Below are 21,596 nucleotides of genomic sequence, written 5' to 3'. Positions count from 1 at the left end.
TGCCGGTCTCTCACCCGGATGTTTTGCGTTGAGAACAGGGAGACTAAGATGAATATGAATCATTTTGCGTTGGCCGGCGCATTGTTATCCGTCCTGGCCATGCCATTTCCGGCCTCTGCCCAGACAAAGGCCATGCGATCGGTTGTCGTGCCCGTCACGGCAGCGGAACTGACCTCGATCTATGGCGACAGGACATGGATCTGGAACAGCGGCGGCGGTCGTTTCAAAACCATGCACAAGCAGTTCTCCGCCTACACGCGGGAGGACGGAAAATCCTCGATCGGACAGGGGCGCTGGGCGGTCGATGAAAACGGCAAGCTATGCATTTTTGCCAAATGGTATGCGAGCGATGGCGCTGCACGCGCCGCAACCTGTTTCGGTCACATGAAGGTGGGCGGCGCGATCTATCAGCGCCGGCATCCGTTCGGCAAATGGTATGTGTTCCGCCATGCGCGCGCGCGTCAGGGTGACGAATTCCGCAAGCTGGTCGCCGCCGATACTGTGACACCAAAGGTTCGCCGGTGGCAGGCTTCGGTTTCCCGAGATGATGGTCGAAACTGAGAAAGAAGGAGGATGCGTCATGAAACAGATTGGCAGACGGCAGATCCTCGGCGCAGGCGTTGCGACGGCTGTGCTCGCCGGGGCATATCATTTCGCCCTGGGGCAGGGCGTTACATCATCGATGACGGGCAGCGCGATCCGCGACAAGCGTCCGACGCTTCATCCGGACGGGTTGCGCTTTGGCGCCTATGACCCGCACGGGGATTTCACGCAACAGACCAATGTCGGGACCGAGGCCCTTTTTATGCCTTGGGAGGACGTAGACCTGTCCTCGTTGCCTGCTGCCGACATCTATGCGGGTGAGCGCGGGCGCGATCTGCTGGTCACGGTGGAGCCATGGTCCTGGGACCGTGACTGGCGGCTGACTTCCAGCCAATTGCGGGAACGCATTCTGGCTGGCGGCTACGACACCAATATGCGGGAGATTGCCCGTCTCGTCGGCAAGATGAAAAATCCGGTGATCGTTCGCTGGGCGCAGGAAATGGAAGACCGTGACGGTCGCTTTTCATGGTCGGGCTGGGAACCGGATGCGTTCATCACCGCATACCGGCGGATGATGGATATCGTGCGCAACGAAGCACCGAATGCCCGGCTGATGTGGTCTCCCAAGGGACTTGCCGGTCTGGAAGGGTATTACCCCGGAAACGATTATGTCGATTATGTCGGGCTATCGGTCTTCGGCCTGGAGGCCTATGACAAGATTGCTCATGGCAAACCGCGCAGCTTTCAGGAGGCGATCACCGACGGTTATCGACGTGTCGAAGGCTTTGAAAAACCGGTCTGGTTGGCAGAGCTCGGTTATGAAGGAAGCGACAGTTATCTGACCGCCTGGATGGCAGACGTGACGCGCAAGTTCGCCGAATTCCCCCGGCTGGAGGAAGTCGTTTATTTTAACGACCGCGAAGTTCATCCATGGCCCTATAATCTCGGCCGACCGGACTGGCGCGTGGTGCGCAACACGTCGACGGGCTAGCCGGGTCGGTAACAGTCATGCAAAATGCTGGTTCGGATGGCGCGCTGCGTTTGTCCGAACCAGAAGAGAACGAATTCACTCTCTCGGCTTGCCTGCTGAAAGTCGATTGATCGGCACATTTGGCCGATCATCAATCTGGCAAGAGGCTGCAATCAAAGGCTTTAAGCCCGGTCTCGCAGATGCCTGTCCCTGTTTCAATGGCCGGGGGCAGTCATCCTGCTTTTACCCGGCATGCACTCACCCCATTAAACGCGCGGGATCCTGATCTGCTTCCTTGCAAAAGCGGCGTTCGATGAAATGTGCATGTCCATTTGTGAGGCCACCAATTCAGGTGATGATAGCTCTCCTGCACGTGCAATTTCGCAATATCGACAGGTGCAAAACCTCGACACCAATTTCCGCAATCTCAGGTCTATTTTTCATCGAGATCAGAAAATCATTTTGGCAAATTGACACTGCCGCCCACGCATGATTTGCTATGATGTCAGACCAATTTCGACATTGCGAGGGGGCGATGGAGTTAGAGTTGTCAGCCGCACTTCGGCCTTTGCCGAAGATGGACCGCGCCAAGCAGGTGACAATTGCGCTTGCGGAATATGTCGCAACATCCAGGCTGCATGCGGGCGATCGGCTACCGGCAGAGCGCGAGTTGATGACCGCTCTATCCGTCGGGCGTTCGACGATCCGCGAGGCAATCCGGCATTTTCAGGCACTTGGTGTCATCGAGACCCGCAAGGGTAGCGGCACCTATCTGCTGCGGCCAATCTCTCCCGACACCGTTCACATGCCGCTGTCGCTGGACACCACGCAATTGCGCGATGTGCTTTTGCAAACCCTCCAAGTTCGGCGCGGTATCGAATGCGAAGCCGGCATGGTGGCGGCGCAGATGCGCACCGCCGATGATCTGGCGATCATCGAGGACAGGCTCGTAAAGATGGAAACCGTCCATCTGGAGAAAGGCTCGTCGGGTCCGGAAGATCTTGCTTTTCACCTTGCCGTCTACGACGCCACGCATAATCCGCTGTTCCGCCAGCTTCTCGAGCAGATGCGCGAAAGTTTCGAGCATTTTTGGGCCTCACCCTTCGACCGCAAGGATTTTGCCCGCCGCTCCTTTCCGTTCCATCGTACGCTTTTCGACGCCATCGCCGCCCAGAACCCGGAGCGCGCGCGGCGCGAGACACTGAAAATCCTCGCGGTTGTCGAGGAAGACATCAAGGAAATGTCCAAATGAACGAAATGCTCGATCCGTCGGCGTTTGCCTCGCTGATCACCGCCCATGATGAAAGCAATTTTGCCGATGCGGTGGTGCCGCCGATCTTCCAGACATCGCTGTTCACCTTCTCCGAATATGACGAGATGATCGCCTCCTATCGCGGCGAAAAGGTGCGGCCGATCTATACGCGCGGCCTCAACCCGACGGTGCGCATGTTCGAGGAAATGTTGGCCAAGCTGGAAGGCGCCGAAGATGCGCTCGGGTTTGCCAGCGGCATGTCGGCGATCTCGTCTTCGGTCCTGAGTTTTGTCGAGCCGGGTGACCGTATCGTCGCGGTGAAACACGTTTATCCCGACGCCTTTCGCCTGTTCGGCACGCTTTTGAAGCGGATGAAGGTCGAAGTCACCTATGTCGATGGCCGCGATGAGCAAGCGGTCGACAAGGCGCTGCCCGGTGCGAAACTGCTTTATCTCGAAAGCCCGACAAGCTGGGTGATGGAAGCGCATGATGTCGGCGCGCTCGCCGCTTTGGCGAAAAAGCATGGCGCCATCTCGATGATCGACAACAGCTGGGCCAGCCCGGTTTTTCAGCGGCCGATCACCCTTGGAGTGGATCTCGTCATCCACTCGGCTTCAAAATATCTCGGCGGTCACAGCGATGTCGTTGCTGGTGTCGTGGCCGGCTCCAAGGAAATGATCGCGCGGGTGAAGGCGGAGGCCTATCCTTATCTCGGCGGCAAGCTTTCGCCCTTCGATGCCTGGCTGCTGATCCGTGGCATGCGCACGTTGCCCTTGCGCATGAAGGCGCATCAGGAATCGGCGCTGACCATCGCGCGGCGGCTGCAGGAACTCGATGTGGTGGAAACCGTCTGCCATCCGGGGCTGGCCAACCGCCTGCCGGCAGGTCTTCACGGCACGTCCGGCCTGTTTTCCTTCATCTTCAAGGAAGGCGTCGATATCCGCGCCTTTGCCGATCATCTCAAACTCTTCAAGCTCGGCGTCAGCTGGGGTGGCCACGAAAGCCTGATCGTTCCGGGCGAAGTGGTGCTGCAGCAAAAGGCCCAGCCGAATTCCGCGCATACTTTTGGCATCCATGCGCGGTCCGTACGCCTCCATGTCGGCCTCGAGGGAACCGAGGCCCTGTGGAGCGATCTTCAGGAGGCGATCGCCGTCGCCACCTAGCGCATCAACCAAAAACAACTGGGAGCAGAAAAATGAAAACAATCATAACAGCTGCATTCATCGCGACCATGATGGCGGGAACCGCCATGGCCGATACGACACTGAAGCTGGTGGAAGTCATCACCAGCCCGGAACGCACACAGACACTGAAATCGCTGACCGAAAAATTCGAGGCAGCCAATCCGGGCACAAAGGTCGAGATCATCTCGCTGCCCTGGAACGAAGCTTTTCAGAAATTCGCCACCATGGTGTCGGCCGGCGATACGCCCGACGTGATGGAAATGCCGGATACCTGGCTTTCGCTCTACGGCAACAACGGCATGCTCGAAAGCCTCGAGCCCTATCTCGAGAAATGGCAGCACACCAAGGAACTGACGCCGCGCGCGCTGGAGCTTGGCCGCGATGTCAAGGACACCGCCTATATGCTGCCTTACGGCTTCTATCTGCGGGCGATGTTTTACAACAAGAAGCTGCTGAGCGAAGCCGGCGTTTCCGAACCGCCGAAGACGATGGAAGATTTCGTCAAGGCATCCGAAGCCGTCTCCAAACTGCCGGGCAAATACGGTTACTGCATGCGCGGCGGACCGGGCGGCCTGAACGGCTGGATGATCTTTGCCGCCTCCATGGCGGGCGACAATAAATACTTCACCGAAGACGGCACCTCGACCATGAACAGCGAAGGCTGGGCAAAGGGCATCGAGTGGATGGTCGACCTCTACAAGAAGGGTCTTGCCCCGAAGGACAGCGTCAACTGGGGCTTTAACGAGGTCGTCGCCGGCTTCTATTCCGGCACCTGCGCCTTCCTCGATCAGGACCCGGATGCGCTGATTGCCGTGGCCGAACGCATGAAGCCGGAAGACTTTGGTGTCGCGCCGCTGCCCAAGGGCCCGGCTGGCAAGTCTTACCCGACGATCGGTTATGCCGGCTGGTCGATGTTCGCCAAAAGCGAAAACAAGGACCTGTCCTGGAAGCTGATCGAAACGTTGCAGAGCCCGGAAGGCAATATCGAGTGGAACAAGAAGATCGGCGCTCTGCCGGCCTATACGGCAGCGGAAAAGGACCCGTTCTACGCCGGTGACCAGTTCAAGGGCTGGTTCCAGGAACTGGCCGACAAGGACACCGTTCCGACCGTGATGCCGACCTTCCTCGAAGAGTTCGCCTTCTTTAAGGATTCGCTTGCGATCAAAACCTCGCAGCAGGCTTTGCTCGGCGACATTTCTGCCAAGGAACTGGCCGATGAATGGGCGGCTTACCTCACGAAGGCACAGCAGAAGAACCTCTCCAAGAAGTAATCGACGTCGTGGCGGCGCGGACCTTTCCCGCGCCGTCACCCCGCCTTCTTCATGCAATGACGGCGCAGATTTGCGCCGCAAACGGGAAACTGTCTGATGTCCATGACCGCCGACGTCTATGATCGTCGCCAGGATCGCAGGCCGTGGTTGAAGCGCCTTGCCGATGCCTCGGAGCCTTATCTTTACAGCGCACCGGCGCTGATCCTCATCATCGTTGTCATGCTGGTGCCGCTCGTCGTCGGCATTTCCTATGCGTTTCGCGATATCCAGCTGCTCAATCCGTTTTCCGGCGGTTTCATCGGGCTCGACCATTTCGAGACGCTGTCAAAGGACCGGGCGTTTTACACCGCGCTGAAAAACACGCTGTGGTGGACCGGCGCGTCAGTGTTCCTGCAATTCGGCTTCGGCCTCATTCTGGCGCTGCTGCTCGACAAGCCGTTCATGGGACGCGGTCTGGTGCAGGCGCTGGTCTTCCTGCCATGGGCGGTGCCATCGTTTCTCGCCGGCCTCAACTGGGCATGGCTGTTCAACCCGGTCATCGGGCCGATCCCGCACTGGCTGTTCGATCTCGGCCTGATGAGCCAGCCGGGCAATATCCTGTCCGATCCGCAATATGCGATGTGGGGTCCGATCATCGCCAATGTCTGGTGGGGCATTCCGTTCTTCGCCATCACGCTTCTGGCAGCCCTTCAATCGATCCCGCGTGATCTTTATGAAGCGGCCTCCATCGATGGCGCCTCATGGTTCCAGCGTTTCTGGTCGATCACGCTGCCATTTCTGGCGCCGACCATCGCCATCACCGTGCTGCTGCGCACCGTCTGGATCTCCAACTTCGCCGATCTCATCGTCGTCATGACTGGCGGCGGACCTGCCGATCGCACCCAGATCGTCGCCAGCTATATCTTCACCCAGGCCTTCAAGGCGCTCGACTTCGGTTATGCCTCGGCGATCGCGCTGGTGCTGCTCGTGCTGCTTCTGGCCTATTCCATGCTGATCATCCTGCTGCGGCAGACATTGCTGAACAAGGGGTGAGAGTCATGAAAACATCGCTTCTTCCGACCATCGCGCACCGACTGGCCATTCTCGCCTACGTCATCTTTGCGCTCTTCCCGCTCTATTGGCTGTTAAAAGTGTCGCTGACGCCAAACGACCTTCTTTATTCCGAAGGTGTGCGCATGTGGCCGTCGCGGACCACTTGGGAACATTATTCCTTCGTGCTGCAGCACAGCGCCTTTCCGACCTTCTTCAAGAACAGCCTGATCGTCTCCGGCTCGACGGCCGTCATCGTCACGATCTGCGCCTCGCTGTCGGGTTACGCGCTCTCGCGTTTCAGTTTCCGCGCCAAATACTGGATCGTCGGCCTAATGCTTCTGACCCAGATGTTCCCGCTGGTCATGTTGGTGGCGCCGATTTTCAAGATTTTGACGCCGCTCGGTCTCACCAACAGTCTGACCGGCCTGATCGTGGTTTACACCGCCTTCAACGTGCCCTTCGCCACCTTCCTGATGCAGTCCTTCTTCGATGGCATTCCAAAGGATCTCGAAGAGGCGGCGATGATCGACGGCGCCACGAAATTCACGGCGTTCCGTGAGATCATTCTGCCGCTGACGCTGCCCGGCATTGCCGCGACGCTCGGTTTCGTTTTCACCGCCGCGTGGAGCGAACTTCTGTTCGCGCTGATGCTGATCAACGGCAACAATGCCGCGACCTTCCCGGTCGGGCTGTTGACCTTCGTTTCCAAATTCTCGGTGGATTTCGGACAGATGATGGCGGCGGGCGTGCTCGCGCTCATCCCGGCTGCTCTCTTCTTCCTGCTCATCCAGCGCTACCTCGTCCAGGGCCTGACGGCCGGCGCGGTCAAGGGGTAATCTTATGGCTTCGATCGATATCCAGAACGTCAAGAAGGCCTATGGCCATGTGCAGGTGCTGCACGACATCGATTTGCAGATCAAGGACGGCGAGTTCGTCGTGCTGGTCGGCCCCTCCGGCTGTGGAAAATCCACGCTGCTGCGCATGATTGCGGGGCTCGAAGGCGTCACCGGCGGCGAGATGCGCATCGACGGCAAGCGCGTCAACGAACTGCATCCGAAGGATCGTGACATCGCCATGGTGTTCCAGTCCTATGCGCTTTATCCGCATATGAACGTCGCCGGAAACATGAGCTACAGCCTGAAGCTCAGAAAGATCGCCAAGGAAAAGATCGCTGCGGCGGTCGCGGGTGCGGCGTCCAAACTCGGCCTCGATCCGCTGCTGGATCGTCGCCCAAAGGCACTCTCGGGTGGCCAGCGTCAGCGCGTCGCCATGGGCCGCGCCATCGTGCGCCAGCCAAAGGCGTTTCTGTTCGATGAGCCTTTGTCGAACCTCGACGCGCGGCTTCGCGAGCAGATGCGTGCCGAAATCAAGAAAATGCATGGCGACCTCAAGGCCACCTCGATCTACGTCACCCACGACCAGATCGAGGCAATGACTTTGGCGGACCGGATCGTTGCCATGCATGGCGGGGTGGTCCAGCAGGTGGGGGCTCCGCTGGAGCTGTACGACCGTCCCGCCAACCTCTTCGTTGCCGGTTTTATCGGCTCGCCGGGCATGAATTTTCTCGATGCGACCTATAGCAACGGCAATGTGACGCTGAAGGACGGAACAGTGGTGGCGCTGCCGGCACCATTGGCGGTTGCCAATGGCGCGAAGGTGACCGTCGGCATCCGCCCGGAACATGTGGTCATGGGCGGCGAGGGCTCAGGCATGGCGGCAAGCGTCGATCTGGTCGAGCCGACCGGTTTCGGCATCATCCTGCATCTCTCCTTGCACGGATTGGCCTTCAAGGTATTTACGCTGGATCGTACAGCGCTGTCGGCGGGGCCGAGCGTTCACGTGTCTTTCCCATCGCAACATCTGCATGTCTTCGACGAGAAGGGTGACCGATGCGAGCCTCGGTGAGCCGGGTCTCTAATTCGACCGGTTACGCTGTCCGGTGACCCGAGAACGGCATAGCGACAAGCAGATGCATTGGCTTGCAGATGGCGGCACGTGATAGTGCAGACCATCGGCAAGCCAGCTATCTCAAGATTTTTCATGACAGTGGCGGATGCGGTCGTGGCACGTCCTGAGCAATCGTCTTTTTGCCATCTCCCCAAATTTGCCGATCAAGCAATTTATCCAGAATTCGCTGATGAGCCGTCACAACATCACGTTTGTCAAAAAAGTATCAGTTAAAATTTCGCCGTGATGTAGATAGCCCGGAAAATCGGTGTTTATGATCCTGGCAAAGATCAAATCTGCAAAGTCGGAGGTTTGCAGATTTCGATGACGATCCGTGCGTTCTTTGGGAGGAGACGCTGTGCAACCTGATCTGGAACTGGTCCATATCCGCAAGGGCGAATCCTTCGCAGCCTGGACGCATGGCTATCCGTTCCGCACGGTTCGCTGGCATTATCATCCCGAATTTGAAATCCATCTTGTCGTCGCGACGTCAGGTCGTTTTTACATCGGCGATCATATTGGCCGCTTCGGACCGGGACAGTTGATCATGACCGGGCCGAACCTGCCGCAGAACTGGATATCCGAAATCGAACCCGACGAGCTTGTTCCGGCCCGTTCTCTGGTCCTCCAGTTCCCGCAAAAATTCATCGATGACAGCATTGCCGGCATGGTGGAGATGGAGGCGATTGTGCCGCTTCTGGAGCGTAGCCATCGCGGCCTCCTGTTCGACAATGCCACCAGCGACACTGTCCGGCCGCTGGTCGAGCAATTGATTGAGGCGCGCGGCATTCGACGGCTGGCATTGTTCTGGGAAATCCTTGATGTTCTGGCGACCGCGCCGGAGCCGGAAGTTCTCGCCAGCCTGAGTTACGAACTGGACCTTTCGAACATCAACGAGAGCGGCATCAACCGCGCCATCGCGCACTTACGCGAACATTTGACGGACGATATCGATGAGCGCGATCTGGCCGATATGGTCGGCCATAGCCCGAGTTCGTTTTCACGCGCGTTCAAGCGCCATACCGGCACGACGCTGGTGCGCTACAGAAACCAGTTGCGAGTCGACCTTGCCTGCCTGGCGCTGCTGACCCGCCCCGACGTGAGGGTTGCCGAAATCTGCTACGAGATTGGCTTCTCCAACCTTTCGAACTTCAACCGGCATTTCCAGAAACTCAAGGGAATGCCGCCCTCGCAATTCCGCGCGACCTTTGCGGCCAATGGAGCCTTCAAAGCCGCCGAATAGGCCAGACAACTGAATACCCCGGTTCGGGGAGAAGCAATTCGGAAAGCGTGGTGCTTTCCGGAAACGGACAGGTGTTGCCTGCCGTCATCCAATGGGAGGAATATCGGATGAAAAAGACACTCACCGCGCTGTCGATCGCCGTCGCCACGCTGACCGCAAGTTCAGCCCTGGCGCAGGATGCCAAGCTGAAGATCGGCATGACCTTTCAGGAAATGAACAACCCCTATTTCGTCTCCATGAAGGAAGCACTCGACGAGGCCGCGAAGTCGCTGGGTGCCGAAGTCGTCGTCACCGATGCCGCCCATGATGTCGCCAAGCAGATTTCCGACGTCGAGGACATGCTGCAGCAGAACATCGACATTCTGCTTCTCAACCCCACCGATTCCGCCGGCGTCGAGGCAGCCGTCAATGCCGCCAAGGCACAGGATGTCATCGTCGTTGCCGTTGACGCCAATGCCAATGGCCCTGTCGATACGTTTGTCGGCTCCAAGAACAAGGATGCCGGTTACCAGTCGTGCAAGGCACTCGGCGAAGCCTTGAGCGGCGAGGGCGAAGTTGCCATTCTCGATGGCATTCCGGTCGTTCCGATCCTGCAGCGTGTCGAAGGCTGCAAGGAAGCACTGGCCGAGTTCAAGGGCATCAAGCTGGTCGATACACAGAACGGTCGTCAGGATCGCTCGGTCGCGCTCGGCGTCGTCGAAAACATGCTGCAGTCGCGCCCGAACCTCAAGGGCATCTTCTCCGTCAATGACGGTGGCGCCATTGGCGCGCTCGCCGCCATCCAGGGTTCTGGTCGCGACGTCAAGCTGACCTCGGTCGATGGTGCACCGGAAGCGGTGAAGGCGATCGCCGACGGCACACCGTTCATCCAGACTACTGCGCAGTTCCCGCGTGACCAGATCCGCGTCGGTCTCGCCATGGCGCTGGCCCAGAAATGGGGCGCTCGTGTCGTGCCGAAGGAAGTGCCGATCGATGTTCGCCCCGTGACCAAGGAAAACGCTGCCGATTTCAGCTGGTAAGCGCCTCCCGAGCGTCGCTCTCGCCATCATGGCGGGGGCGACTTTTCCAATTCAGCCAAGGGAGGAACCGATGCTGGAACTGCGTGGCATCAAGAAAAGTTTCGGGCGGATCGAGGTCCTGCATGGGGTCGATCTGACAGTGCGACCGGGCGAAGTGCACGCTCTGCTGGGCGAAAACGGCGCCGGTAAATCGACGCTCATGAAAATCCTCTGCGGCCTGATCAAGCCGAGCGAAGGCGAGGTGCGCATCGATGGCGATGTCCGCCATTTCAGCGATTACAACGAGGCGATTGATGCCGGCGTCGGCGTCGTTTTCCAGGAATTTTCGCTGGTTCCTTACCTGAACGCTGTCGAAAACATGTTTTTGGCACGCGAATTGAGCAACGGTCTGGGTTTCATGAAACGTGCGGCCATGCGCAAGCGGGCCACTGAGATCATGAAACAGCTCGGCATTTCCATTCCGCTCAACGTGCCGATCCGTAATCTGTCGGTTGCCGAACAGCAGTTCGTCGAGATCGCCAAGGCCTTGGCGCTCGATGCGCGCATTCTGGTGCTGGACGAGCCGACCGCAACGCTGACACCCGCCGAAGTGGAGCACCTGTTCCACGTCATGCGCAGCTTGCGTTCGCAGGGCGTGGCGATCATCTTCATCTCGCATCACCTCGAGGAGATTTTCGAGATCTGTGACCGCATCACCGTGTTGCGTGATGGCGAATACGTTGCTTCCTGCGCCGTCAGTGAAGTCGATCAGGCGCGGCTGGTCGAGATGATGGTCGGGCGCCGGATCGAAAACAGCTTTCCGCCAAAACCGGTTATTGCGGCCGATGCAAAAACGGTGCTTGAGGTCGAAGAGGTTCAGCTTGCCAAGGGTGGGCCGGTGTCAAGTTTTGCCTTACGTGCCGGCGAAATTTTAGGTTTTGCCGGTCTCGTCGGCTCCGGCCGCACCGAGACCGTGCTCGCCATGCTCGGTGCATATTCGGCAGCGCGCTGCAGGGTGCGGATGAACGGTGTCGAAATCCGGTTTGCCGATCCGTCACAGGCGCTCGAAGCGGGCATCGGCCTTCTGCCGGAAAGCCGCAAGGAACAGGGGCTGATCACCAGTTTCCCGATCCTGCACAATGTCTCGCTCAACAATTACGGCAAATATCTGCTCGGCCATTTCTTCATCAATCGCGCCCGCGAACTGGAAGATACGCGAAAGGCCATGCAGCAGGTGCGCGTCAAGGCGCCTAGCCCGCATGCCCGCGTCGACACGCTGTCGGGCGGCAACCAGCAGAAGGTCGTGATCGCCCGCTGGATCAATCACAGCATGAAGGTGCTGATCTTCGACGAGCCGACACGCGGTATCGATGTCGGCGCCAAGGCCGAGATCTACCAGCTCATGCGCGATTTCACCGCGCGTGGCTATTCCATCATCATGATTTCGTCGGAACTGCCTGAGGTCATCGGCATGTCCGACCGGGTCTGTGTCTTCCGCTCCGGAGGCATCGTCGCGACCGTCGAGGGCGACGCCATCACCTCCGAGCAGATCATGACCCATGCAACAACCGGGAGGACACAACATGTCGCATGACGCGGACGCTATCACCGGCGGGCAGGCGGAAACTTCTGCCACGCCCTTCTGGAAATCGATGATCCATTCGCCTCTGGCTCTGCCGCTGGCCGGCCTGATCGTCGTTTCGGTCCTGATGGGTTTTGCCTCGGACAATTTCTTCTCCGTCTCCAACATCCTCAACGTGTTGAGACAGGTGTCGATCGTCGCCATCCTCGCCGTCGGCATGACATTCGTCATCCTCACCGGGGGCATAGATCTTTCCGTTGGAGCCTTGATGGCGCTGGCGGGCACGATGGCCGCCGGTCTGATGGTACACTTTGGCCTGCCAGGCTGGGCGGGGTTGATGGCAGGCATCGGCATCGCCGTCGGGCTTGGTCTGTTCAACGGTCTTCTCGTCGCTTTCGGGCGTATGCCGGCGATCATCGTCACGCTGGCCACGATGGGCATCGCCCGTGGTGCCGGCCTGATCTATTCCGGTGGTTACCCGATCTCGGGCCTGCCCTCGTGGATTTCCTGGTTCGGCGTCGGCCGTATCGGCATCATCCCGGTACCCGTCATCGCCATGGTGATCGTGTACGCGCTGGCCTGGGTTTTGCTGGAGCGCACTGCTTTCGGCCGTCATGTCTATGCGATCGGCGGCAACGAGATGGCGGCCAGATTGTCGGGTGTCAAAACCGGCCGCATCAAGATCGCCGTTTACGTCATTTCCGGCCTGACGGCGGGTCTTGCCGCCATCATCCTGACCGGCCGCCTGATGTCCGGCCAGCCGAATGCCGGTGTCGGTTTCGAACTCGATGCCATTGCCGCCGTCGTGCTTGGTGGCACGGCGATTGCCGGCGGTCGGGGCCTCATTCTCGGCACACTGATCGGCGCGGTGCTGCTCGGCATCCTCAACAATGGCCTCAACCTGATGGGCATCAATCCGTACCTGCAGGACATCATCCGCGGCTTCATCATCCTGCTCGCCATCTACATCGCCCGCGAATGGCGCTGATCCAAACCAACCGTCCATTTTCATAACCACAGGAGAAACACCATGGCTCAATCCCTCGAAGGCAAGATTGCCGTCATCACCGGCGCCGCTTCCGGCATCGGTCTCGCGACCACCGAAAAGCTCTTGCAAAACGGTTGCACGGTGGTGATGGTCGACTGGAACGAGAAGGCGTTGAACGAGCTCGTCGCCAAGCTCGGCGATAAGGCGATCCCGCAGGTCACCAACCTGCTTGATGCCGACAGCTGCGCCGCGATGATTCCCGACATCCTCAAGAAGGTCGATCATATCGACATCCTTTACTGCAATGCCGGCACCTATATCGGCGGCGACCTGACGGAGACAACGGCCGAAGAAATCGACCGCATGCTCAACCTCAACATCAACGCCGTGATGAAAAACGTGCACGCCGTCGTGCCGCATATGAGCGAGCGCAAGACGGGTGACATCGTCGTCACCAGCTCGATCGCCGGCCATTTCCCCACCCATTGGGAGCCGGTTTATGCGGGTTCGAAATGGGCGATCACCTGCTTCGTGCAGACCATGCGCCGCCAGATGATCCCACATGGCGTGCGTGTGTCGCAGGTGTCTCCCGGCCCGGTCTCGTCCGCGCTTCTGGCCGACTGGCCGGAGGAAAACCTGCGCAAGGCCAAGGAAAGCGGCAGCATCATCGAGCCTTCCGAAGTGGCCGATGCCGTCGAATACATTCTTACCCGCAATCGCAATGTGACAATCCGCGACATGCTGGTTCTGCCGACCAATTTCGATCGCGTGTGATTTTTGGGCATGTCATCGCGCTGTGCCTTCCGGCATGGCGCGATCGGCATCAAGCGCGCCGATAGTCATAACAGGGAGGATAAAATGCAGTTTTCAGGACAATCCGTCATCATCACCGGTGCCGGCAAGGGTATCGGTCGAGCCTGCGCGGAAATCATGGCTGAGCGCGGCGCTGAGGTGATCGCACTCAGCCGCACGGCATCGGATCTCGACAGCCTGCGTGAAAAGGTCGGCGGGCGTTCGATTGCCGTCGATCTCGCTGATCCGGCGGCGACACGCCGGGCGATGGCCGAGGCCGGTACGGCGGATTTTCTCATCAACAGCGCCGGCATCAATGTGCTGGAATCAAGCTTCGACATGACCGAAGCGGGTTATGAAGCGGTGATGGGCATCAATCTGCGGGCAGCTCTCATCACCTGCCAGGAGTTTGGTCGCGCCCGCGTGGCGGCCGGTGGTGGCGGGGCCATCGTCAATATCACCTCGATTGCCGGTCATCGCGGATTTACCGAACATCTATGTTATGCCGCTTCGAAAGCAGGCCTCGAAGGCGCCACCCGCGTTATGGCCAAGGAATTCGGCCCGCACGGCATTCGCGTCAATGCAGTGGCTCCGACCATCACCCTGACGGAACTGGCGCTCGCGGCTTGGAGCGACCCTGCAAAATCTGCGCCGATGATGGTGCGCCACCCGATCGGACGTTTTGCGGAAGTGGACGATGTGGCGCGCACGATTGCGACGCTGCTGTCCCCGGACACGGCCATGGTCAATGGTGCGGTTCTCAGTGTCGATGGCGGTTTTCTCGCCGTCTGATCAGCTGCGTTTGCGGTCGCTCGTCACGCTGGCATACATGCCGGTGGTTCGAAAATCGCTGGGATTGGTGCCGTAGAGCCGCCGGAACACTTTTGAGAAATAATTGGCATCGTCGAAACCGCAGAGTGCCGAAACTTCCTTGATCGGCATGTCTGCAGCCTTGGTCAGCAGTTTGGCGGCGCGGCGCAGGCGTCGTTGCAGCACGAATTCGGCGGGCGGCAAGCCTTCGTTGGCGGCAAAGATGCGGGAAAAATGGGCGCGGCTGAGGCCCGCCACCTCCGCCAGATCGCTCACCGACAGCCGCTGGTCGAGATGGCTTTCGATATGGATCAGAACATGCTGCATGGTCCGGTATTCCTGGCTGAAATTCGGATGCGAGCCAAAAACATCGTCATAGAGCGTCATCGCCGCCTCATAGGCGATGGCCGACGCGAGGCCCGGCGTTTCGCCTCCGGTCGTCAGACGGTGACAACAATGTGCGAGTTGATCGATCGTCTGCGGCTGCAGATGCATAATCGGGCCGGTGATCGACAGGATCGAGCGATGGATGCGCAGCGCTTCCTCGCCATTCATGGAAATCCAGAAAAACTCCCATTCGTCGCCCGGCTCCAGCCAGTAGCGATGATTGTGCGGCACCAGTACCAGCAGGGTTTCGCCGGGTTTGACCTGCATGGTCCGGTTTTCATAACGCAGATTGCCGCGCCCGCTGATGCAGTGCTGCAGCACGGTGAAGGGAGCCTGACCGCGCCGACGCCCGTCCCAATCATAAGCGATGTCGCGCCTGATCTCGTAACCGCTGCTCGTCGGCATCGTGTGCAGTGTCTGGCGCCCGCGCGGCAGTGTCACCGAACGAGAGGCCGGACCGGCATCAATCAGGTTCTTGAGCACAAAATTACCCATGATAGCATAATCCTTCTCTGGTCCGGCTTTTGATAATACGCATAATTGCAATCCGAGGAGAAGTTGAAGGGAGGGCCTGCGGAAGCGATTTCGGCAGAATACAGTCACTTATCCGTATTCATCCTGCTGTCATGGCGGCGTTTCATCGTCGCTTCGCTTGCGCTTGTCATGCCTTTGAAGTTGCAACGAGGATTTGCTTCATGCGTTTCAAAATCGCTATCATCGGCGCGGGAAGCGTCGGTTTCACCAAAAAACTGTTCACCGACATTCTCTGCGTTCCGGAATTCCAAGACGTGGAATTTTCGCTGACCGATCTCAGCGAACGCAATCTGGGCATGATCCGCGAGATCCTGCAGACCATCATCGACGCCAACAAACTGCCCGCCAGGGTGACTGCAACAACGGATCGCCGTAAGGCGCTGGAAGGCGCGCGCTACATCATCAGCTGCGTTCGCGTCGGTGGTCTGGAAGCCTATGCCGATGATATCGCCATCCCGCTGAAATACGGTATCGACCAGTGCGTCGGTGACACGATCTGCGCCGGCGGCATTTTGTATGGCCAGCGCAACATCCCGGTCATTCTCGATTTCTGCAAGGATATCCGCGAGGTCGCCGAACCGGGCGCAAAATTCCTCAACTATGCCAACCCGATGGCGATGAACACATGGGCAGCGATCGAATACGGCAAGGTCGATACGGTGGGGCTGTGCCACGGCGTGCAGCATGGCGCCGAACAGATCGCCGAGGTTCTCGGCGCCAAATCGCTCGATGAACTCGATTACATTTGCTCCGGCATCAACCACCAGACGTGGTTCACCGAACTGAAGCTGAATGGTCGCAAGATCGGCAAGGACGAGCTTGTTGCTGCCTTCGAGGCGCATCCGGTGTTCTCGCAGCAGGAAAAGCTGCGCATCGATGTGCTGAAACGGTTTGGCGTCTATTCGACCGAAAGCAACGGCCACCTGTCGGAATACCTGCCCTGGTATCGCAAGCGGCCGGAGGAAATTTCCCGCTGGATCGACATGTCGGACTGGATCCACGGCGAGACCGGCGGTTACCTGCGCCACTCGACGGAAACCCGCAACTGGTTCGAAACCGAGTTTCCGCAATTCCTCGAACAGGCCAAGAAGCCGATCGATCCCGCAAAACGGTCCAACGAGCATGCCAGCCATATTCTCGAGGCGCTGGAAACAGGACGTGTCTATCGCGGCCATTTCAATGTGAAGAACAACGGCGTGATTACCAATCTGCCGGCCGATGCCATCATCGAATCCCCCGGTTTTGTCGATCGTTTCGGTATCAACATGGTCTCGGGCATCACCATTCCGGAAGCCTGTGCTGCCACTTGCATGGCGTCGATCAACGTCCAGCGCATGTCGGTTCATGCGGCGATCAGCGGCGATATCGATCTGCTGAAACTGGCCGTGCTGCACGATCCGCTGGTCGGCGCCGTCGCCACGCCGGAGGAGGTGTGGCAGATGGTGGACGAGATGGTCGTGGCGCAGGCGCGCTGGCTGCCGCAATATGCCGATGCCGTGCCGGCCGCGAAGGAGAGACTGGCGCATTCCAAGGTCAAGACGCGCGACTGGCAGGGTGCGGCGCGCCGCAATGTCCGTTCAATCGAAGAACTTCGAGTGGAAAAGGCCGCAATGAAAAAGGCAGGCTAGAATTTTGAAAGGCCGTGACCCGGAGGAGCGGGGCACGGCCTCATCGCCATCAAGGCAGGCCGGTGGGGTGCTGCCGTCAGGGAGGAATGACGATGCCGTTTCAGACCAGAATTTCGACCATTGCCGCGCTCAGCCTCGGCGTTTCGTTCATCGCAGTAAGCGCTCACGCGTTCGAGCCGACCACGCCGCCGGAACCGCCAAAGTTTCCGGCAGAAGGCAAGGTCACCTATGTGCCGCGCGATTCCATTCTCGAATTCAAGGCGCTGCCGCAATACAGCCAGCCGGATTGGGTGGCGGAAAAGTTCGAAAAGACCGGCAAGCTGCCGCCGCTGAAGGATCGCCTGCCGGAAGAGCCGCTGGTCTACAAGACCGGAAACATGCCGGATGGCGTCGGTGTTTATGGTGACACGATGCGCCATGTGGTCGGCGGGCGGCCCGAAGGCTGGAACTATATTGCCGGCCAGAGCCAGGGCTGGGGCGGCATCGATATCGCGCTGTCCGAATGCCTGACGCGCACCGCACCGCTGTTTCAGGTCAATGCCGCCGATACCGAGCCGCTGCCCAATCTCGCCAAGAGCTGGGAATGGTCCGAGGACGGTCACAAGCTCACCATGCATCTGGTCAAGGGCGCCAAATGGTCGGATGGCGAAGCCTTCAACGCCGATGACGTGATGTTTTACTGGGAAGATGCTGTCATCGACCCGCAGGTTTCGCCGCTCGGCGGCGGTGCATCGCCGGAAGCCTTTGGCGAGGGCACGACTCTCAAGAAGATCGACGATTACACCGTCGAGTGGACGTTCAAGGCGGCCTTTCCAAAACAGTATCTCTACACGATGGCCTACCCGACCTTCTGCCCCGGCCCGTCGCATCTCCTGAAACCGAAACATCCCAAATATTCGTCGAACACCTATAACCAGTTCAAAAATGCCTTCCCGCCGGAATACATGAACATGCCGGTCATGGGCGCCTGGGTGCCGGTCAGCTATCGCTCCGACGATATTATCGTGCTGCGTCGCAACCCCTATTACTGGAAGGTCGACGAGAAAGGCCAGCAGCTGCCTTACATCAACGAGCTTCACTACAAGCTCTCGACCTGGGCTGACCGTGACGTGCAGGCGGTTGCCGGCTCCGGCGACCTTTCCAATCTCGAGCAGCCGGAAAACTTTGTCGCTTCGCTGAAGCGTGCGGCGGATGAAAACGCGCCGGCGCGTCTTGCCTTCGGCCCGCGCCTCACCGGCTACAATCTCCTGATGAACTTTTCTGCCAACGGCTGGGGCAATCCGGATGAACGCGGCCAGGCGATCCGCGAACTCAACCGCAACCCGGAATTCCGCAAGGCGATCACGTCGGCGATCGATCGCAAGGCGGTCGGCGACTCGCTGGTGAAAGGGCCATTTACCGCCATCTATCCGGGCGGGCTTTCTTCCGGCACGAGTTTTTACGATCGCGCATCCACCGTCTATTACCCCTTTAATCTGGAGGAGGCCAAGGCGGCGCTGAAGACGATCGGGCTGGTCGATACCGACAATGACGGTTTCGTCAATTTTCCGGCGGGGACTGCGGGCGGCAAGAATGTCGAGATCGTGCTTCTGGTCAACAATGGTTACGCGACCGACAAAAGCCTTGCCGAAGGGCTGGTAGGCCAGATGGCCAAGCTCGGCATCCGCATTGTTCTCAATGCACTCGATTCCAACCAGCGCGACGCCAAACATTACGGCGGCCAGTTCGACTGGGCGGTGCGCCGCAACAGCACCGAACTGTTTTCCGTGGTGCAGAACACCGAACAGCTGGCGCCGGTTGGCCCGCGCACCAGCTGGAACCACCGCGCGCCGGAAGGCAAGCCGGTCGACATGATGCCTTTCGAGGCTGAAATGGTCGAGGTCGTGAACAAGTTTACCGCATCGCAGGACAATGCCGAAAAGGCGGAGCTTATGAAGCGGTACCAGAAACTCTACACCGAAAATCTCTACACGATCGGCCTGACGGAATATCCGGGTGCGTTGATCATCAACAAGCGCTTCTCCAACGTTCCAGCCGGCACGCCGATCAACATGTTCAACTGGGCCGAAGACGCCATCATCCGCGAACGCATGTGGGTGGCGACCGACAAACAGGGCAAATACGAGCTGTTTGCCGAACAGCTGCCCGGCAAACCGGGCGACAAAGGCCCGGACAAGGGCCCGACCCAGTAATCTCCCTCCCAGAAGAAGTCCCGGTCGCGCGTGAAGCGCGGCCGGAGAGGACGACAATCCGGGTGCCTGTTACGCGCCCGCTGAAAGGAGAGAGACGGAAATGTTGAGATTTCTGTTGACCCGCATCGGCTCCGCGATACCGGTCCTGCTGATCCTGAGCGTGGTGACATTCGCCATCATTCAGGCCCCACCCGGTGACTATGCCGATTACATTCGCTCGCAGCTGATGAACCAAGGCGGGGCATCCTTCGAACAGGCGCAAGCGCAGGCCCAGGCCTATCGTATCGAGCATGGTCTCGATCAGCCGATGGTGGTGCAGTATTTCAACTGGATCAGCGGGATCCTGACGCGCGGCGATTTCGGCTACAGTTTCTATTACAACAAGCCGGTGGCCGAAGTGGTGGGTGAACGCCTGCCGCGCACGTTGGCCCTGGCTGTCGTCTGCCATATTCTTGCGTCGCTGTTCGGCATCGGCTTCGGCATCTGGGCGGCAACCCGCCAATATTCCTGGATCGACAATCTGCTGTCGGTCGTCTCCTTCCTCGGCATGACCATCCCGCGCTTCCTGATGGCGCTGGTGCTCGTCTATTTCATGGTCTTCCATTACGACGTGTCGGAGATCGGCAGTTTCTTCTCGCCGCAATATGGCGGCGCGCCCTGGTCCTGGGCGAAGTTCGTCGATCTTGTCAGCCATGTCTGGCCGGTGGTCGCCATCGCCGTGTTCGGCGGGCTCGCCTACAACATGCGCGTCATGCGCGGCAATCTGCTCGATACACTGAACGCGCAATATGTCGAGACGGCGCGTGCCAAGGGACTGTCGGAAGGGGCTGTCATCATGCGCCATGCGGTGCCGAATGCCGTGCATCCACTCGTCATGTATCAGGGCGTCGTCCTTCCCTACATGCTGTCGGGTGAAATCGAGACCGCCATCATCTTTTCGCTGCCGACTGTCGGTCCCGCCATTGTCGGCTCCATGGCGGTGGGTGACGTTTATGTCACCGCAACCTTCATGATGGTGCTCGCGGCAACGCTCATCATCGGCAATATCATCGCCGACATGATGCTCGCCTTGCTCGACCCGCGCGTTCGCGAATTCGGGAGGGCGTGAGATGACCGCCATCGATCAAACCACCACCAAGATGATCAAGCCGGCTACTGAGCCGCAGCAGGTCAATGAAAGTTATGTCGCGCTGGTCTGGCGGCGTTTCCGCCGCTCCGTCACCGGCATGCTCGGGCTGATCCTTGTCGGCCTGCTGTTCCTCACCGCCATCTTCGCCAACTTTTTCGCGCCGATGGATCCGATGGAAACCCATGCGAGTTTCGCACCACCGCAGGCCATCAGTTTCACCGACAAGGAAGGCGCGTTCAGCCTCTTTCCGCGGGTCTATGCCACAGCCGAAACCGAGGAGCTTGACCCCGTCACTTTCCAGCCGATCGTGGGCCCGGATTACGATAATCCGCATTATCTCGGTTTCTTCGTGAAGGGCGCGGAATACAACCTCTTTGGCCTCATCCCGATGGACCGCCATTTTTTTGGCGCCACCGACGGCCAGCCCGTGCATTTTCTCGGCACCGACAAGTTCGGTCGCGACGTGCTGTCGCGCGCCATTCACGGGTCGCGTATCTCGCTTGCCATCGCGCTGAGCGTCGTTTTTATCGTCACGGTCATCGGCACCACGGTGGGCTTGGTCTCGGGTTATTTCGGCGGTGTCGCCGATACCTGGATCCAGCGTTTCGTCGAAGTCGTGCTGGCCTTTCCGCAATTGCCGCTTTATCTCGCGCTCACCTCCCTGATCCCGGTTACGGCGCCAACTCATGTGTTCCTCACCTTTGTGGTGGTGGTCATGTCGGCGCTCGGCTGGGCGCAGATGTCGCGAGAAGTGCGCGGCAAGTCGATGGCGCTCGCCCGTATCGATTATGTGCGCGCGGCCATTGCCGTCGGTGCCACCGATCGTCGTATCATCTTTCAGCACATTCTGCCCAACGTGATGAGCCACGTCATCGTTTCCGTCACGCTGCACATCCCGAGCGTCGTGCTCCTGGAATCCTTCCTCGGCTTCCTCGGTTTCGCGGTCAAGCCGCCGCTGATCTCCTGGGGCCTGATGCTGCAGGACACATCCACCTATTCCGTCATCGGATCCTATCCGTGGATCCTCGCCCCCGTCGGCTTCGTGCTGGTCACCGTCTTTGCGTTCAACGCGCTGGGTGACGGTCTGCGCGATGCGGTCGATCCCTATTGAGCG

At 59.2% G+C, this 21,596-nt stretch carries 19 protein-coding genes; 18 read left to right on the top strand and 1 reads right to left on the bottom strand.

Annotation, left to right across the window (positions count from 1 at the left end):
* Positions 1 to 48 precede the first annotated feature (48 nt).
* From ACRQ1B_RS19750 to ACRQ1B_RS19685, 14 genes are all read left to right on the top strand, one after another.
* Positions 49 to 561: a DUF995 domain-containing protein gene (locus tag ACRQ1B_RS19750; protein WP_432295702.1), complete on the top strand. Its 513-nt coding sequence runs from the start codon at positions 49 to 51 to the stop codon at positions 559 to 561.
* Between the two features lie 19 nt (positions 562 to 580).
* Positions 581 to 1,534: a glycoside hydrolase family 26 protein gene (locus tag ACRQ1B_RS19745; protein ID WP_432295701.1), complete on the top strand. Its 954-nt coding sequence runs from the start codon at positions 581 to 583 to the stop codon at positions 1,532 to 1,534.
* 514 nt (positions 1,535 to 2,048) lie between these two features.
* Positions 2,049 to 2,765: a FadR/GntR family transcriptional regulator gene (locus tag ACRQ1B_RS19740; protein ID WP_432295700.1), complete on the top strand. Its 717-nt coding sequence runs from the start codon at positions 2,049 to 2,051 to the stop codon at positions 2,763 to 2,765.
* Complete coding sequence (locus ACRQ1B_RS19735) at positions 2,762 to 3,928, top strand: PLP-dependent transferase (protein WP_432295699.1); 1,167 nt, start codon at positions 2,762 to 2,764, stop codon at positions 3,926 to 3,928. Before ACRQ1B_RS19740 ends, ACRQ1B_RS19735 begins: the two co-directional genes overlap by 4 nt.
* A gap of 32 nt (positions 3,929 to 3,960) precedes the next feature.
* A complete protein-coding gene (locus tag ACRQ1B_RS19730) occupies positions 3,961 to 5,220 on the top strand; it encodes an ABC transporter substrate-binding protein (protein WP_432295698.1) in 1,260 nt (419 codons plus the stop codon).
* Between the two features lie 96 nt (positions 5,221 to 5,316).
* Positions 5,317 to 6,252: a carbohydrate ABC transporter permease gene (locus tag ACRQ1B_RS19725; RefSeq protein ID WP_432295696.1), complete on the top strand. Its 936-nt coding sequence runs from the start codon at positions 5,317 to 5,319 to the stop codon at positions 6,250 to 6,252.
* 5 nt (positions 6,253 to 6,257) lie between these two features.
* Positions 6,258 to 7,088 carry a carbohydrate ABC transporter permease gene (locus ACRQ1B_RS19720; protein ID WP_432295695.1) on the top strand — a complete coding sequence of 277 codons (831 nt, stop codon included), beginning with the start codon at positions 6,258 to 6,260 and terminating at the stop codon, positions 7,086 to 7,088.
* A 4-nt stretch (positions 7,089 to 7,092) separates the two neighbouring features.
* Positions 7,093 to 8,157, top strand: coding sequence for an ABC transporter ATP-binding protein (locus ACRQ1B_RS19715; RefSeq protein ID WP_432295694.1), 1,065 nt, complete (start codon positions 7,093 to 7,095; stop codon positions 8,155 to 8,157).
* A gap of 400 nt (positions 8,158 to 8,557) precedes the next feature.
* Positions 8,558 to 9,442, top strand: a complete 885-nt coding sequence (locus tag ACRQ1B_RS19710; RefSeq protein ID WP_432295693.1) for a helix-turn-helix domain-containing protein — start codon at positions 8,558 to 8,560, stop codon at positions 9,440 to 9,442.
* A gap of 107 nt (positions 9,443 to 9,549) precedes the next feature.
* Positions 9,550 to 10,461, top strand: coding sequence for an ABC transporter substrate-binding protein (locus tag ACRQ1B_RS19705; protein ID WP_432295692.1), 912 nt, complete (start codon positions 9,550 to 9,552; stop codon positions 10,459 to 10,461).
* 70 nt (positions 10,462 to 10,531) lie between these two features.
* A complete protein-coding gene (locus tag ACRQ1B_RS19700; RefSeq protein WP_432295691.1) occupies positions 10,532 to 12,034 on the top strand; it encodes a sugar ABC transporter ATP-binding protein in 1,503 nt (500 codons plus the stop codon).
* A complete protein-coding gene (locus ACRQ1B_RS19695) occupies positions 12,024 to 13,010 on the top strand; it encodes an ABC transporter permease (RefSeq protein ID WP_432295690.1) in 987 nt (328 codons plus the stop codon). The genes ACRQ1B_RS19700 and ACRQ1B_RS19695 overlap by 11 nt, the downstream gene beginning before the upstream one ends.
* A gap of 42 nt (positions 13,011 to 13,052) precedes the next feature.
* Positions 13,053 to 13,784 carry an SDR family oxidoreductase gene (locus tag ACRQ1B_RS19690; RefSeq protein WP_432295689.1) on the top strand — a complete coding sequence of 244 codons (732 nt, stop codon included), beginning with the start codon at positions 13,053 to 13,055 and terminating at the stop codon, positions 13,782 to 13,784.
* An 84-nt stretch (positions 13,785 to 13,868) separates the two neighbouring features.
* Positions 13,869 to 14,594: an SDR family oxidoreductase gene (locus tag ACRQ1B_RS19685; protein WP_432295688.1), complete on the top strand. Its 726-nt coding sequence runs from the start codon at positions 13,869 to 13,871 to the stop codon at positions 14,592 to 14,594.
* Here the strand turns inward: ACRQ1B_RS19685 and ACRQ1B_RS19680 are convergent, their stop codons facing one another.
* Positions 14,595 to 15,494, bottom strand: coding sequence for an AraC family ligand binding domain-containing protein (locus ACRQ1B_RS19680; RefSeq protein ID WP_432295687.1), 900 nt, complete (start codon positions 15,492 to 15,494; stop codon positions 14,595 to 14,597).
* Positions 15,495 to 15,694: 200 nt separating this feature from the next.
* Between ACRQ1B_RS19680 and ACRQ1B_RS19675 the strand changes: the two genes are divergently transcribed.
* From ACRQ1B_RS19675 to ACRQ1B_RS19660, 4 genes are all read left to right on the top strand, one after another.
* Positions 15,695 to 17,161, top strand: coding sequence for an alpha-glucosidase/alpha-galactosidase (locus ACRQ1B_RS19675; RefSeq protein ID WP_432295686.1), 1,467 nt, complete (start codon positions 15,695 to 15,697; stop codon positions 17,159 to 17,161).
* Positions 17,162 to 17,253: 92 nt separating this feature from the next.
* Complete coding sequence (locus ACRQ1B_RS19670) at positions 17,254 to 19,353, top strand: ABC transporter substrate-binding protein (RefSeq protein ID WP_432295684.1); 2,100 nt, start codon at positions 17,254 to 17,256, stop codon at positions 19,351 to 19,353.
* 100 nt (positions 19,354 to 19,453) lie between these two features.
* On the top strand, positions 19,454 to 20,461 hold the full coding sequence (locus tag ACRQ1B_RS19665; protein ID WP_432295683.1) for an ABC transporter permease: 1,008 nt from the start codon (positions 19,454 to 19,456) through the stop codon (positions 20,459 to 20,461).
* Position 20,462: 1 nt separating this feature from the next.
* Entirely contained in the window at positions 20,463 to 21,593 is a 1,131-nt protein-coding gene (locus tag ACRQ1B_RS19660) for an ABC transporter permease (protein WP_432295682.1), read from the top strand.
* Positions 21,594 to 21,596 lie beyond the last annotated feature (3 nt).

Origin of the sequence: Endobacterium panacihumi (assembly GCF_050847465.1) — a bacterium.
Classification (GTDB): domain Bacteria; phylum Pseudomonadota; class Alphaproteobacteria; order Rhizobiales; family Rhizobiaceae; genus Neorhizobium; species Neorhizobium panacihumi.
The sequence above is the reverse complement of the archived record's forward strand: the minus strand, read 5'-3'. Positions and strand labels throughout refer to the sequence as shown.

What these genes read in the sequence shown, in the direction of transcription:
- ACRQ1B_RS19750 (WP_432295702.1), top strand. Translation starts at nt 49, where the DNA reads ATGAATATGAATCATTTTGCGTTGGCCGGCGCATTGTTATCCGTCCTG.
- ACRQ1B_RS19745 (WP_432295701.1), top strand. Translation starts at nt 581, where the DNA reads ATGAAACAGATTGGCAGACGGCAGATCCTCGGCGCAGGCGTTGCGACG.
- ACRQ1B_RS19740 (WP_432295700.1), top strand. Translation starts at nt 2,049, where the DNA reads ATGGAGTTAGAGTTGTCAGCCGCACTTCGGCCTTTGCCGAAGATGGAC.
- ACRQ1B_RS19735 (WP_432295699.1), top strand. Translation starts at nt 2,762, where the DNA reads ATGAACGAAATGCTCGATCCGTCGGCGTTTGCCTCGCTGATCACCGCC.
- ACRQ1B_RS19730 (WP_432295698.1), top strand. Translation starts at nt 3,961, where the DNA reads ATGAAAACAATCATAACAGCTGCATTCATCGCGACCATGATGGCGGGA.
- ACRQ1B_RS19725 (WP_432295696.1), top strand. Translation starts at nt 5,317, where the DNA reads ATGTCCATGACCGCCGACGTCTATGATCGTCGCCAGGATCGCAGGCCG.
- ACRQ1B_RS19720 (WP_432295695.1), top strand. Translation starts at nt 6,258, where the DNA reads ATGAAAACATCGCTTCTTCCGACCATCGCGCACCGACTGGCCATTCTC.
- ACRQ1B_RS19715 (WP_432295694.1), top strand. Translation starts at nt 7,093, where the DNA reads ATGGCTTCGATCGATATCCAGAACGTCAAGAAGGCCTATGGCCATGTG.
- ACRQ1B_RS19705 (WP_432295692.1), top strand. Translation starts at nt 9,550, where the DNA reads ATGAAAAAGACACTCACCGCGCTGTCGATCGCCGTCGCCACGCTGACC.
- ACRQ1B_RS19700 (WP_432295691.1), top strand. Translation starts at nt 10,532, where the DNA reads ATGCTGGAACTGCGTGGCATCAAGAAAAGTTTCGGGCGGATCGAGGTC.
- ACRQ1B_RS19695 (WP_432295690.1), top strand. Translation starts at nt 12,024, where the DNA reads ATGTCGCATGACGCGGACGCTATCACCGGCGGGCAGGCGGAAACTTCT.
- ACRQ1B_RS19690 (WP_432295689.1), top strand. Translation starts at nt 13,053, where the DNA reads ATGGCTCAATCCCTCGAAGGCAAGATTGCCGTCATCACCGGCGCCGCT.
- ACRQ1B_RS19685 (WP_432295688.1), top strand. Translation starts at nt 13,869, where the DNA reads ATGCAGTTTTCAGGACAATCCGTCATCATCACCGGTGCCGGCAAGGGT.
- ACRQ1B_RS19680 (WP_432295687.1), bottom strand. Translation starts at nt 15,494, where the DNA reads ATGGGTAATTTTGTGCTCAAGAACCTGATTGATGCCGGTCCGGCCTCT.
- ACRQ1B_RS19675 (WP_432295686.1), top strand. Translation starts at nt 15,695, where the DNA reads ATGCGTTTCAAAATCGCTATCATCGGCGCGGGAAGCGTCGGTTTCACC.
- ACRQ1B_RS19670 (WP_432295684.1), top strand. Translation starts at nt 17,254, where the DNA reads ATGCCGTTTCAGACCAGAATTTCGACCATTGCCGCGCTCAGCCTCGGC.
- ACRQ1B_RS19665 (WP_432295683.1), top strand. Translation starts at nt 19,454, where the DNA reads ATGTTGAGATTTCTGTTGACCCGCATCGGCTCCGCGATACCGGTCCTG.
- ACRQ1B_RS19660 (WP_432295682.1), top strand. Translation starts at nt 20,463, where the DNA reads ATGACCGCCATCGATCAAACCACCACCAAGATGATCAAGCCGGCTACT.